General features: G+C 37.5%; 10 protein-coding genes, 1 tRNA gene and 1 pseudogene. 2 read left to right on the forward strand and 10 right to left on the reverse strand.

Features of this window, described 5'->3' with window-relative positions:
* Positions 1–7: 7 nt before the first annotated feature.
* From AR328_RS03470 to AR328_RS03490, 6 genes and pseudogenes are all read right to left on the reverse strand, one after another.
* Positions 8–265: an aspartyl-phosphate phosphatase Spo0E family protein gene (locus AR328_RS03470; RefSeq protein ID WP_231734739.1), complete on the reverse strand. Its 258-nt coding sequence runs from the start codon at positions 263–265 to the stop codon at positions 8–10.
* A 181-nt stretch (positions 266–446) separates the two neighbouring features.
* A complete protein-coding gene (locus AR328_RS03475) occupies positions 447–1,946 on the reverse strand; it encodes a PAS domain-containing sensor histidine kinase (RefSeq protein WP_231734740.1) in 1,500 nt (499 codons plus the stop codon).
* Between the two features lie 167 nt (positions 1,947–2,113).
* Positions 2,114–3,061 carry a methyl-accepting chemotaxis protein gene (locus AR328_RS23430; RefSeq protein WP_442854427.1) on the reverse strand — a complete coding sequence of 316 codons (948 nt, stop codon included), beginning with the start codon at positions 3,059–3,061 and terminating at the stop codon, positions 2,114–2,116.
* Positions 3,053–3,919, reverse strand: a pseudogene (locus AR328_RS23435) (HAMP domain-containing protein); the annotation flags it as partial. The gene AR328_RS23430 and the pseudogene AR328_RS23435, both read right to left, overlap by 9 nt.
* 265 nt (positions 3,920–4,184) lie before the next feature.
* Positions 4,185–6,479 carry a thiamine pyrophosphate-dependent enzyme gene (locus AR328_RS03485; RefSeq protein ID WP_066289811.1) on the reverse strand — a complete coding sequence of 765 codons (2,295 nt, stop codon included), beginning with the start codon at positions 6,477–6,479 and terminating at the stop codon, positions 4,185–4,187.
* The gene (locus AR328_RS03490) at positions 6,480–7,493 is read right to left on the reverse strand and encodes a 2-oxoacid:acceptor oxidoreductase family protein (RefSeq protein WP_066289813.1); all 1,014 of its coding nucleotides are present in this window, start codon (positions 7,491–7,493) and stop codon (positions 6,480–6,482) included.
* Between the two features lie 352 nt (positions 7,494–7,845).
* Between AR328_RS03490 and AR328_RS03495 the strand changes: the two genes are divergently transcribed.
* Both AR328_RS03495 and AR328_RS03500 read left to right on the forward strand, forming a co-directional pair.
* Positions 7,846–8,886 (forward strand): acyltransferase family protein, encoded by a 1,041-nt coding sequence (locus AR328_RS03495; RefSeq protein ID WP_066289816.1) that lies wholly within the window; start codon positions 7,846–7,848, stop codon positions 8,884–8,886.
* Between the two features lie 82 nt (positions 8,887–8,968).
* Positions 8,969–9,042 (forward strand) — tRNA-Arg (locus tag AR328_RS03500).
* Between the two features lie 52 nt (positions 9,043–9,094).
* Here the strand turns inward: AR328_RS03500 and AR328_RS23245 are convergent.
* The 4 genes from AR328_RS23245 to AR328_RS03520 all read right to left on the reverse strand — a co-directional run bounded on the left by AR328_RS23245 (position 9,095) and on the right by AR328_RS03520 (position 12,930).
* Entirely contained in the window at positions 9,095–9,922 is an 828-nt protein-coding gene (locus AR328_RS23245) for an N-acetylmuramoyl-L-alanine amidase family protein (RefSeq protein WP_066289818.1), read from the reverse strand.
* Between the two features lie 131 nt (positions 9,923–10,053).
* The gene (locus tag AR328_RS03510; protein WP_066289820.1) at positions 10,054–10,773 is read right to left on the reverse strand and encodes a LutC/YkgG family protein; all 720 of its coding nucleotides are present in this window, start codon (positions 10,771–10,773) and stop codon (positions 10,054–10,056) included.
* Positions 10,773–12,200: a LutB/LldF family L-lactate oxidation iron-sulfur protein gene (locus AR328_RS03515; protein ID WP_066289827.1), complete on the reverse strand. Its 1,428-nt coding sequence runs from the start codon at positions 12,198–12,200 to the stop codon at positions 10,773–10,775. The genes AR328_RS03510 and AR328_RS03515 overlap by 1 nt, the downstream gene beginning before the upstream one ends.
* A 13-nt stretch (positions 12,201–12,213) precedes the next feature.
* The gene (locus tag AR328_RS03520; RefSeq protein ID WP_066289830.1) at positions 12,214–12,930 is read right to left on the reverse strand and encodes a (Fe-S)-binding protein; all 717 of its coding nucleotides are present in this window, start codon (positions 12,928–12,930) and stop codon (positions 12,214–12,216) included.
* Positions 12,931–12,998: the final 68 nt, after the last annotated feature.

Raw genomic sequence — 12,998 nt, forward strand, 5'->3', positions numbered from 1 at the left:
GATTTTTTTAAGTAATCATTTCAAATTCAGTTTCTATTAACGTATTTGGCAAAACATGAATCAATTTCCGAAAGGGAAATCGAACTTCTTCCTCCATCTTTTCTAAATGATGTATGGTCAATTGATATTTATAAATTAATTGATCAAGCTCTTGACTGCATTTAATGGTATCCTTACTCGTATACCCATGTTTCATTGCAGATTCTATCATTTTTTCCCTTTTCTCTTGAATCTGAAGCAATATTTCCTTACAATTTTCTGACAACCTTCTTCCTCCATCCTATCCCTTTCTATGTAAATTCGTTCAATTTAGTAGTTACCTTTAGCATTATGGCAAGAAAATACATAAAAGTAAATAGATTCGCAGAATTAGACAGTTTTCTCCAATAAATAAATTTCTCGACATTTTACGTATGTTTTTTATGAAGGATTTCGACAAGTTAAGATCACTTTGCAGTAAATTTTTTCATAGGCAGAAATATATTAAATACAGTACCAACTCCTACTTCACTTTCAACCTCTATGTTTCCCTTATGCTCTTCAATAATTTTATAAGTTACCATAAGGCCAAGACCCGTGCCTTTTTCTTTCGTTGTGTAAAAAGGCTGTCCAAGCTTTTCTACCTTATCCTTTGGGATTCCGCTTCCCTCATCCTCGATTGATATATGTATTCTGCCATCCTTCGTTGAATTCATGACTACATCAATATAGCCGCCATTCGGCATCACTTCAATTGCATTCTTAATGATATTAATAAAGACCTTTTTCATTTGATTAGGTTCGCAAAATATTGGCGTCAGACCTTCTTCGTATTTTGTTCGAAGCTGAATATTATGTAATACGGCTTGGGCGCTTAAGAAATCTACTGTTTCCTTCATGATTTGTACAAGATCTACTTCGACAAACTTAACTGCTTGCGGTTTTGCCAAAAGTAAAAACTCATTTATGATCGTGTCAATCCTCTTCAGCTCTGAAGAAATAATATTGAAATACATGGAATGATCCTCTTTAACCGAGTCTTCCAATAATTGAATAAATCCTTTTAATGCTGTCATTGGATTGCGAATTTCATGAGCAATCCCTGCGGCTAGCTCCCCGATCACATTTAATGTATCCGATTTTCGGAGCTGTGCATCAAGCTGCAGTTTTTCTGTTATATCTTTAAACGTTACTAGACTTAATTCGGAAAGAATATTATACCTAGCTGAAAATTCAATATATTTAATTTCCCCCGATTCTACCGTAATTTCAAGAGTGCCTGTCGTTTGACCACTGTTAACTAGATTATGATAATAATAGTTAATTTCTTCATTTGAAAGATGAAGTTTTGTGAGCAGGTCAATAAATGAATGTCCAATTATTTCATCCTTTGAAACAGACAGCATGTTTTCCACAGCTGGATTAATATCAACAACGTTAAAATCATTCTTCCATAAAATTATTCCTTCTAGTGCTCCCTCAAAGACTTTTCTGAATTTTAATTCACTTTCCCTAAGCTCTTCTTCCATTCTTCTTGTTTCGCTGACATTTCGAAAAATAGTCATATGAAATTCGTCCACTGCATGCAATTTACTAGTGAATTCCAAAGTTTTTAATTGACCATTGGGCATAAGAAAAACAAGTTCATCCCGTATAGCCCCTTTTTGTTGAAAATTATTGTACACTTGATAGATTTTTTCTTTACTGGCATAAATAAAGTCCTGAATCCTTTTTGTAACAAGCTCAGCTTTGCTGCATTCAAAAATTCGGCAGGCAGCCTCATTTGCTTTTATGATCTGACCCTTACCCGTCCAAAAAATAATCCCTTCAACAGCTTCTTCGTATATATTTATATAAATATCTGCATTTTTTATTAACTTGAGTTCTAATTGCCTTATTTCATTCTTTGAAAGTTGAACTTCCTTTAAATCCGTATTTACTTCGTTGCTGTTTCTGTTCAAATTCACTACTTCCTTCCCTCCCATTGGGATTTACATTATATACATAGTTCTACAAAATTAGCAAAAGTTCCTCTTACTAATTTGAAAATTGGAAAAACAAAAGTTAATGATGCAGCTCGAACAAAGAAAAGAAAAAGGGATCCCTAATAAGCAAGGAATCCCATCAAATTAATTTATAGTTTAAATTTTGAAATCATCACATTTAATTGATCGGCAAGCTCTGATAAACTTTGAGCATTTTCTGAAATTTCTTCCATCGAATAATTGGTTTGCGTAATAACAGCACTCGTTTGTTCAATACCTGCTGCTGATTGAACGGAAACATCAGCAATATTTTCAATGGAATGATTCATATTCGCTGTAGCACCAGATACTTTTTCAAGATTCATAGATATTTCAATCACATTGGTAGACATCATATTGACCGCTTGATAGATTTTTTCGAACGTTTCTCCAGTTAGTCTGATTTGATCCGTTCCTTTTTCAACTTGAGAATATCCAGTCTGTAAGGATTCTACTACGTTACTTGATTCCGTTTGAATTCCTTTTACGATCTTTGTAATATCTGCAACAGATAAGGAAACTTGTTCTGCTAATTTTCGAACTTCATCTGCAACAACGGCAAATCCCCTGCCATGTTCACCCGCACGCGCGGCTTCAATAGCGGCATTTAACGCAAGCAAATTTGTTTGATTAGCAATATCATGTATAACCTGAATAAGCTTAGTAATTTGCTGGGTCTGATCATCTAATCCATTTACCCGTTCAACAGATGTTTTCATAATCTCATTAATCATCGACATCTGCTTTTGTGAATCCCCCATTAAGGTATCACCAGTTTTTGTCAAGTGCAATACTTCATTTGATGCCTTCTGGATCTCTGTTCCGCTTTGAGCAGCTTTTTCAACCTCTGCCATATAGCTTTCCATCATACTGGCTAATCCACTAGCCGATTTTGCTTGTTCTTCTGCTCCAGCTGATAGCTCCTGCATAGTTGAAGCACCTTGCTGGCTTGCGGCCTTTACTTCAGTTGCTGCAATGTTCAGTTCTCCGCTCTTTTCAGTAACATAGGTTGAAACAGCAGATATTTCTTGTATCATCGCTTGAAGCTTTTCTTTCATTGAATTTGTAGCTTTTCCTAACTCAGCTATTTCATCACTGCCATCATAATCGATCGCTTCTACATTAAGATTTCCGCTTGCCACTTCATTTGAAAGATGAACGATTTGACCAAGCTTTCTAGATATAATTTTCCCTATAACTAGGATACTTACGATACCAAGGGCAGCAGAAATAACGATGGAAATCCCAAGTATGATTAAAGTTAAAATTAATGCGGACTTTGCAGAGTTTACTGCTTTCTTTTGCTCTAATTTCAACATTTCACTTAATATATCCAAATTAACGACTGTTTCAGTAATCATCTTATCTGCCTGCAGTTTCCCAAGACGATATTCTCTTACATGCTGAAGCTTTACTTTCGGTTGAATCGTATCATGAAATATCGTTGTTATTTGTTTGTCATTTTCAACGATTTCAGTAAACAAATCTTTTGCCTCTTTTGTTGTTAAGGCTGGCTGTAATACGTTCTTCAATGTATCAAATTCCTTTGATAGCTCATCAAAGGAAGTCAAATGCTTCGGATTTGAATCAATAATATAATTTCCAATCGCACTGCCTTTTTGATGAAAAATGGCCGTAGTTTCATTAAATAATATGGCTTTTTCGCCCGATTCTTCAACCATTTCCATTTTGGAATTCGCAATCGACAAGAACCCGAATGTGATAATAGTAGAAATTGTAAATAAACCGATTGTTACAAATAAAGCGACTCCATATTTTTGTCCGAGCTTTAATTTTTTCCATATTGGAATGTTTGACAGCATGGCAATGACTCTATTTAACTTATATTCTTTATCCTTTTTATGATTTTCAGATTTTCTTACTTTTTTAAATCGAGTCTTTTTTACCCCTTTCATTATAGGTAATCCTCCCTTGTCTAGACGTCGTTGTCAAAGTATTGTACCAAAAGCTATGTAAAAAATATTAGAATATGACTAGTACTATTTTATTATAGTATAAAAGCAAAGGCATTCAAGAGGAAGTTGGCAATTTAGGATAAATAAAGGAAATTCCCCAGTTTGCTCCATTCTAGTAATTTCAACTATTAAATACAAAAAAGCGTCTCATAGACGCAAATTCGACTAGAGAGACGCTTCCATTCTTTGTGTATGACAGAATTAATTATAGTAAAGGATTTTCATGTTTAGCAAGAAGACGCTGCCAGCGTTTTTCGATTTCTTCTTCTAATTCCATTAACATCTCATGATTTTCTTCTTTTAATAGATGCTTCGTTTTGCCCATATAATTGAGCCATTCTGGTAATCCAGCCCTTTTCTTCTTCTCTTCAGGATTATAAGTAATGGTTGTTACTCCTTCTTCTACTTCGTACAGAGGGAAGAAGCATGTATTAACAGCCGCTTCGATTATTTTTTCACCATAGCGATCATCTGATTTCCAGTTCAATGGACAAGTAATGAGAATTTTCCCATATACCGTACCAACATTTTGTGCATACCATTGGGCTTTCGCAGCTTTCTTAATTAGATCCTGCTGGAATGCCTCTGCACCAGTAAAGACGTAAGGAATATTAGTAGAAGCCATAATTTGGGCTGTATCCTTATGATGGAAGGCTTTACCCTTTTGTGTTCGTCCGACATTACTTGTACTTGTCATATGACCTTTTGGCGTAGAATAAGACATTTGAGAGCCTGTATTCATATAGCCTTCATTATCATACTCAAGCATAATAAGGTTATGATTTCTCAGTGCCGTTCCTATTGCGGAGCCCATTCCAATGTCCATTCCGCCATCGCCAGTAATCATGACAAAGGTTGCATCATCTGAAATTTCGATTTCTCCCCGCTCCTTCAATTCTAAGAAGGCTTCTACTGTTCCTGATAATGTAGCTGCCCCATTTTGGAATAGGTTGTGAATCATCGTTTGTTTATGTGATGAATATGGATATGCAGTTGTTGTGACATAAGCACAGCCTGTTTGGAATAGGACTACAACATCTCCTTCAATCCCTTTAAAAAACAACTCTAGTCCGGTAAATATTCCACAGCCTGGACATGCCCCGTGTCCTGATGCAATTCTCTTCGGCTTCGATGTTAATGAGCGTAACGGAGGAATTTTCACCTTTAATTTATTTGTTTGCGGATCTTTTTCAACATGAATTAAGCCTGATTTGTAAACATCTCCATGCTGCGGGGTGATTACAGGCTTAAGACCCTTATCTTTGTTTCCAGGAACATGACCGAAATAATCGAAGGTTTTGTTGGCATAGCCATTATTCATTGCCTCGATTGCTTCGTTAAAGAAATGCTCTGCATCATCCTCATAAAAATCTTTTCCGCCAAGTCCAAATACACGGCTTAAAACAATCGTTTTATTATCTTTATCATCCTGAAGTGCAGACTTTACTTCGTGAGTTAAATTTGGGCCATTGCCGCCATAGGAATCTGCTCTTTCACCGATCAGCAGGGCTTTAATATTTTTCAAAGCTTCACGAATTTCTTTTGCCGGGAATGGACGAATGATATTAGGGCTGATGACACCCGCTTTAATTCCTTTTTCTCTTAGTCTGTCCACTGTATCCTTTGCTGTTTCAGCAGCAGAGTTCAATAAGAATAGAGCAACCTCTGCATCTTCCATCTTGTATAAATCTAATACTGGGTATTCACGGCCGGAAATAGCAGCATAATCTGCTGCAACTTCCTTGAATATCTCACCTGCAGCATACATCGCTTCAGATTGTTGAAAATGGTTATTCATTAAATCTTCGCCATTCATATGGGCACCAATCGTTACCGGTCTTTTCGGATCTCGGGCAAAATGATAATCTGTCGGGCATTCACCAACGAATTGCTGAACTACTTGGCGATCTTTAAAATAATTGACTTTTCTCTTTTGATGAGATGTAAAGAAACCGTCATATGCAACAATGACTGGCAGACGAACCTTTGAATGCTCAGCAATTTTGAGAGCCATAATGTTCATATCATATACTGCCTGCGGTGTTCTTGCCGTTAATATTACCCACCCTGTATTAAGGGCAAAATATAAATCTGAATGATCTCCTCTAATATCTAAAGGGCCGCTTACGGATCGGGTTACTAAATTCAATACCATTGGGAATCGGGTTCCGGATTGAACAGGAAGCTGCTCAAGCATATACATAAGCCCATTTGCACTTGTCGCGTTAAAAACCCTTGCTCCTGTTGCCGCAGCTCCGTAACAAATCCCTGCTGAACCATGCTCTCCATCGGCTGGGATCAGCTTAATATTATGCTCGCCCCTTGCCTTCATTTGGTCTAAATATTGAGCGACCTCAGTCGAAGGTGTAATCGGAAAATACCCCATAATATGATAGTTTATTTGGGCGGCAGCCATTGCCGCCATTTCATTTCCGCTCTCAAAGGTGACCAATTGTTCTGCAGTATTTTTTTTAATAGGTTGTTCCACTACCATTGCCATCTAGAAAACACCTCCAGCTATGTATGGAAATTTATGTTTTACCCAGTTTGCTTCAGCATAGCCAATTGTTTCGCGCAAATCACTTAATGCTGTTGTTGGGCAAGCCTCAACACACTTTAGACAGCCTTTGCAATATTGATAGTCAATCCCTTTAAGAAACATTTGCTTTCGGCCACGCTTATCTTCTCCTTCTTCCCATACAAAGCAATAATCCGGACAGACGGTATCACATGCAGCACAGTGAATACATGTTTCTTGATCAAATTTTGGAAGGAACCCTTGTCTGGATCCGCTCAAGTCTTTTAATATACTATTTCCTTGAGCTGTAATAATCCCGCCAATTTCTTGCGTTTCATATCCTAGTAATGGCAACGGACGAGAAAATGCCTTTCCCTTTGCATCCTCAGGTGTTTCATATGTTTTGAATTGAACCTCGTTGTAACCTCGTTCAAATGTACGAATATTTGGCTCTACTAGATGCGGGTATTTTTTTTCGAAGGTTTTTCGAATGACATCCTTCATTGACTCCGGATCTAGGAAATCGCAAATACGGAATAATGCTCCTAACATCGCTGTATTAACCTTTGTCTTTTCTTCAACAGAAATTTGTAATGCATCAACGATGGCCAGCGTACCTGTTTCTAATTTCAAGTCTGCCTTAATCGAATCAAAGTCCCTAATAGAATTAACTAATAGAATCCCATCAGGCTCCAAACCGCTGACGACATCGACCGTTTTATATAATGCTTCATGAAAAACACCAACAACATGAGGCTGTTCAATCGGACTATGCGCTCGAATTTCAACGTCAGGATCACAATAACGTATAAAACTTTTCACTGGTGATCCTTTCTTTTCAGAGCCATATGATGAAAAGTTCGAACCGTTTAAACCTAATCCTAAAACTCCAGCTTCAGCTAGCATTTTTCCGGCTAGATTAGCCCCTAGACCTCCAATTGACTCTAATCGAATTTCAAAAAAACCAAGTCCATTTTTCTTTGGTAATATTGACATATTTTCCCTCCCGAAATTCATCCTTTTCGTTTGTTTATTCAAACTTGAAAGATCCCCTTTTGATATTGTATTAGAATGTTTAAAGGACCGCTGTGACAAAAGTCAAACATTCTAGCAAAATTGACTAAAACAGTTTGTTTTTTCTTGTAAAAAATCATTATTATCAGCATTGAAAGCGAAACCATAATTATATAACAGTGGTTTTTATGTATTATAACAGCTTGTTTCTTTCTCTTTATACCTTTATTTGGAAAATACTCCTCTCATTTACTAGCAATTCATGTTTTAAAACATGATAGTGTGGGTATATATATTTTGAATCTTTTTAGGGGGTCTAAAAAGAGGAGGATATATGAAGAATCGGGAGTATTACTTTGACAATGCAAAATTTATTTTAATTTTCTTGGTCGTATTTGGGCATTTTCTTCAGTCTTTTATCGGTGACAGCGAGGCAATTTATACTTTATATAAGGTGATTTATACCTTCCATATGCCTGCGTTTATTCTTATCTCAGGTTATTTTGCTAAAGGCTTTAATAAAAAAGAATATATTTCTAAAATTACTAGGAAATTAATCCTTCCCTATATCATTTTTCAACTGATCTATTCTGTCTTTTATTTCTTTCTCTATAAAGAATCGTCATTTCAGGTTGATCCGCTTAAGCCGCATTGGTCGTTATGGTTTTTAATCAGTTTGTTTTCTTGGAATATTATGCTTACGGCATTCACTAAATATAAAGGTTTAATTTCACTTACAGCTGCGTTTATCATTGGGCTATTAGTCGGATATGCTGACTGGATTACAAATTATTTAAGCTTATCAAGAACGTTTGTGTTCTTCCCGCTTTTTTTAATTGGCTATTATTTAAAAAGAGAGCATTTTACTCAGCTTCAATCTGCAAAAACTAAGATGGCATCCTTAAGCGTATTGGTGATTGTGTTTATTGGCTTTTATTTTTTCCCAAATTTGAATCATGAATGGCTGCTTGGATCTAAGCCATATATCGATATGGGGGCCGCTTCCATTGGTGCTATGTTTACACGTTTGGGGTTTTATATATTAAGCCTGATTATGGTGTTCAGTTTTTTCTCATTAGTTCCAAAACGGCATTATCCGTTTACAAGATTAGGAAGAAACACGCTATATGTTTATCTTTTGCACGGATTTTTTATCCGCATTTTTAGGGAGAGCTCGGTACAAAACTTTTTTACTGAACCAAAAAACTTTTTGCTCTTAGCAGTTGTGTCTCTGCTGCTTACTCTTCTATTATCCAGTAAAATAACCGTCCCCTTCGCTCAGCCTCTTATAGAATTAAAAACAACGAAACTGAAAAACTTGCAAGCTAAGGGTTCGACCATTATGCAATACTATCGGAAAAAGCTTTTAAACTAAGAAAATGGACGCCCTTACGCGTCCGTTTTCAGTTTATATTATTGACTGAATTGGAACTGGAGTTTATAATAAATAATCTAATGTCTCAGTAGCTCAGTAGGATAGAGCAACAGTTTCCTAAACTGTAGGTCGGAGGTTCGAATCCTCTCTGGGACGTAAAAAATCGAAAACCGCCAATTCCTTGCGCAAGAGGGATTGGCGGTTTATTTTACTTTTTATACACCCTCTCAGCTTTTGCTAAGAATGCCTTCGAAGGGGTCTCATATTTAATATATCCATCTATATTTGTAATCCAATGGTTGTCTCCAACATCGTATTGACCGCCATATAAAGGATCATATCCATAAACTCGATATACTTCTCCAGGATTTAATATTCTAGAAAGGACCAATTTATTATTTTCCTTTCTTCTCCAAAGATTGATCCTTTTTAATATTTTGATTCTCCCAATTTGCCCCTTTTTAAATAATAACCCGTCCCAAGTCGTAGGCTTTTCTGATTTTTCCTTCAGCTTAAATGCCTTAACCAATCCGTTTACATGGCCGCGTGCTATCCTATCTATATACGAAGACTGACTTAGTTTTGAGGCATCTTTTGGATTATCAATAAAGCCATTTTCCGTTAGCATTGCTGGCATATTGGATTCCCGAAGCATATGAAAGTTTTCTTGTTTTTTTCCACGGTCGATTAAATCGATTTGCTTAACAATCTCTTCATGAATGATCTCTTGGTAAGAGGCTGAATTTTGTCTTTTGCTTGGATGGATATAATCTTCAAATCCAGTACCCCCGCCAGAATTTATATGGACAGACAAAAGAAAGTCTGCTCCCCATGCGTTTGCCATATTCGTACGTTCGTTAAGGGATACGGTTATATCACTTTCGCGGCTTAAATTCACCTGAATATTATCATAAGCTGTCAGCATGGTCTGAATACGTTTTGAAATTTGCAAGGTTAGATTTTTCTCAAATAACCCATTCTGAGTGGCACCTGGATCTGTTCCGCCATGTCCAGGGTCAATGAAAACTTTGACCATTCCAAATCAACTCCTTTCCATAAAGTATGCAAATAAATAAGCTGCCATGTAGGCAGCTTTACTGTTTAATGATCGATTATAGCCGGTAATTTATTCCAACACCTTAAAAGAGCTTGATCATTAGTTTAACTTTATATATCCTCTACCACAATATAAGCGGCCTTTGTTGGTCCGTGCACTCCAACAACTAAGTTCATTTCAATATCCGCTGAATTGCTCGGACCGGTTATAAAGTTTACACATGAAGGAACTTGTTCTCCAATCTTTACTTTTTCCCTAATCAATCTTGCTGCTTGTGTCATACGTGGGACGATGGAGCTTTTCGGAATAATAATGACTGAAGTGTCTGGCAAGAAGCTAATACTCCTGCCTCTGTCTTTACTGCTAAAAAGGACTGCTGTACCGGATTCTGCTAAGGTGATTTCACTTATCGTGATCCCGACATTTGCTTTTTCTGCTAGCTTAATGTTTTCTTCGCCAATGCTCGAATCCCAAACATCCACTTTAATATCCTCACTCGGCAGAATCTTATTGAATAAGGGAGAAAGCCCGAATTCATCGAATCGAGGGTCAGCCCATTTGATAATTGGCCCCCCGCCATATTTCGTAATTATATTCTTTAATGTTTCGGCGAGTCCGGAAAGATTTGTTGTAATAAAGTCGGTGTGAATGCTTTTGCATTGTTCCTCAAGGACTTGAAGCAATTCGTCCTGATTAGCATCCTTTAATACCACATCCTGTGGTTGAAAGCTCCACTCAGGTCTTTCAATCGTGGTTTCTAGGTGATCTCTCCCTAACCGCTTAGCAATCTTTGTTAAAAATACCTCTCTATTCTGGATGTTCCCAGCCATTATTTATCACCTCCACTTTGACGATTTGCAAACCAATCACGGAAGCGTTCTTTATTCGGTGCAGGGAAATCACGAATTTCTGTCCAAGCCTTAAGCGGACCCGGCCCTTTTGAAATTTTGTCTCCAATCGTAAATGGATTCATGGCAGCAGGCGCTACTTTCGAACCTATTTTATATAATGCAGGGGAAGCCGCTCCAAGTCCAAATGCCTTCATTGCCATTTTTTCTGAAATTGGCGCTTTGCCTTCTTTTTCAACAATGACTTGACGATGTTTATGGAGAAGTTCATGCAGCGGAATCTTTACTGGGCAAGCATCTGTACAAGCCCCGCATAATGTTGATGCATAAGGGAGTTCCTTATAGTCGTCATACCCTCCTAATAATGGGGACAGGACTGCTCCAATCGGTCCGGAGTATATCGAGCCGTACGAATGTCCGCCCACATGGCGATATACCGGGCAAACATTTACACATGCTGCACAGCGAATACATTGTAAAATGGATTGAAACTCTCCCCCTAAAATATCAGAACGTCCATTATCAACAATGACTAAGTGAAATTCCTCCGGTCCATCCGCATCCTCTTCTTCTCGAGGGCCAGAAAGGACGGTTACATAGCTTGGCAGTTTTTGCCCAACCGCACTTCTTGTTAATAAACTAACAAGAACCTCCATTTCTTCAAATGTTGGAACAAGTCTTTCCATTCCCATGACGGTAATTTGTGTTTTTGGCAATGCCGTAACAAGATCAGCATTTCCCTCGTTTGTTACTAATGTAATGGATCCTGTTTCTGCAATGGCAAAGTTACATCCAGTAATCCCTACATCAGCTGTTAAAAATTCATTTCTCAGCATTTTTCGTGAATGTGCACATAATTCTGCAGGGTCTTCACTATTCTCATAGTTTAATTTCTTAGCAAAAACATCTCGAATTTGCTCTTTATTTTTGTGTAATGCCGGAGCTACGATATGTGAAGGTGGATCATGATCATCGACCTGTAAAATATATTCACCTAAATCTGTTTCAATCACTTCGCAGCCAGCCTTTTCAAGGCAAGCATTTAAGTGAATTTCCTCCGTCACCATAGATTTCGACTTTACTACCTTTTTTGCGTTTTTCTTATCAATAACATCTTGAATATATGATGTTGCGTCTTCAGCAGTTTCGGCAAAGAATACATGACCGCCTCTTTTAGCAACATTTTCACTCAATTCATATAAATAATAATCTAAATTTTCAAGTACATGCTGGCGGATCTCTTCTCCAAGCGAGCGCCATTCTTCCCAGTTTCCTAGTTCTTCTGCAGCTGCCAATCTTCTTGTATGAAGTCTTTCCTGAGCACTGGAAACGGCTCCTCTCATAAAAGAGTTGTTAATGCCTGCATTGACTCTCTCGCCAAAATTCTCGGTGCCAATTTTCATTGCCATTTTATTCCCCCCTTTAACGGCTATTTAATACTTCAGCAATGTGCATGACCTTGATCGGTTTTCCTTTCCGATCGACTCGGCCGCCAATATTCATTAAGCAGCCGCCATCTGCACCGATTAAATATTCGGCCTTCGTTTCCTCAATATGATGAACCTTCTCATCAACCATTTGCTCTGATATTTGCGCCATTTTCACAGAGAATGTACCTCCGAAACCGCAACAATTATGTTTGTTCGGAAGCTCCGTATATTCAAGTCCCTTGACATGACTTAATAGTTTAAGAGGTGCTTCCTTTACACACAGCAGTCTCGTCATATGGCAAGAAGTATGGTAAGTTGCCTTTCCCTCCAATTTGGCCCCTACATCCTCAACCTTTAATACGTCTACTATAAATTGAGTTAATTCATACGTTTTTTCAGCCAGTTTCTTTGCTCTTGGCTCCCAAACTGGATCTCCTCTGAAAATAGCTGGATATTCATGAAACATATAAGCGCATGATCCCGAGGGAGAGACAACATACTCTGATTCCTCGAATGCCTCGATCATTCTTTTCATCGCTTCTTTTGATTCTTTCACATAACCGCTGTTATAGGCAGGCTGTCCGCAGCAAACCTGGTCTTTTGGAAAGTCAATTGTACAGCCAAGCCGCTCTAGAACTTCAACTGTAGCCTTTCCAACATTACTTTGAAACATATCTACTAAACATGTAGCAAATAGGCTTACTCTCATAGCCAACCTTCTTTCTAATCATATTTTCTTACTATAGTATTATTCTATCTATATTATTTAATGAAAGA

The sequence above is a fragment of the Bacillus sp. FJAT-29937 genome, assembly GCF_001509555.1.
Taxonomy (GTDB): Bacteria; Bacillota; Bacilli; order Bacillales; family Cytobacillaceae; genus Cytobacillus.

Bases quoted from the DNA above. Each gene is read 5' to 3' on its own strand.
- AR328_RS23430 (WP_442854427.1), bottom strand. From the start codon at position 3,061: ATGAAAGAAAAGCTTCAAGCGATGATACAAGAAATATCTGCTGTTTCA.
- AR328_RS03485 (WP_066289811.1), bottom strand. From the start codon at position 6,479: ATGGCAATGGTAGTGGAACAACCTATTAAAAAAAATACTGCAGAACAA.
- AR328_RS03490 (WP_066289813.1), bottom strand. From the start codon at position 7,493: ATGTCAATATTACCAAAGAAAAATGGACTTGGTTTTTTTGAAATTCGA.
- AR328_RS03495 (WP_066289816.1), top strand. From the start codon at position 7,846: ATGAAGAATCGGGAGTATTACTTTGACAATGCAAAATTTATTTTAATT.
- AR328_RS23245 (WP_066289818.1), bottom strand. From the start codon at position 9,922: ATGGTCAAAGTTTTCATTGACCCTGGACATGGCGGAACAGATCCAGGT.
- AR328_RS03510 (WP_066289820.1), bottom strand. From the start codon at position 10,773: ATGGCTGGGAACATCCAGAATAGAGAGGTATTTTTAACAAAGATTGCT.
- AR328_RS03515 (WP_066289827.1), bottom strand. From the start codon at position 12,200: ATGGCAATGAAAATTGGCACCGAGAATTTTGGCGAGAGAGTCAATGCA.
- AR328_RS03520 (WP_066289830.1), bottom strand. From the start codon at position 12,930: ATGAGAGTAAGCCTATTTGCTACATGTTTAGTAGATATGTTTCAAAGT.